A 241-nucleotide genomic window follows, 5' to 3' on the forward strand; every position below is an offset into this window, starting at 1 on the left:
AGCGCGAGTTCCGGTAGAGCGATGTTTCCGCAGTATGCGAACGGTGTCGCGTGCAGCCACGGCTCACCGATGAGTTGCTCCGTGACACCCAGGAGCGTCGTTCCGCCGTACAGCGCCGACATCGGGGTGCCGTCGATGAACTCCTGAAAGTAGTGGTGCGGCGACGCGCTCTCGCCCGGCTTCGAGAAGCGGATACCGAGCCCGCCACCGGACTTGAGTGGCTTGCGCAGCCAGCGGCCTT

1 protein-coding gene is annotated in these 241 nt (G+C 65.1%); it reads right to left on the reverse strand.

Annotated elements, in window-relative coordinates; all coding sequences use genetic code 11:
* Positions 1-241, reverse strand: a 241-nt coding sequence (locus KVT28_RS26465) for an ATP-grasp domain-containing protein (protein WP_217551268.1), incomplete at both ends; no start/stop codon positions are given.

The sequence above is a fragment of the Pantoea sp. GbtcB22 genome, assembly GCF_019091025.1.
Lineage (GTDB): Bacteria > Pseudomonadota > Gammaproteobacteria > Enterobacterales > Enterobacteriaceae > Pantoea > Pantoea leporis.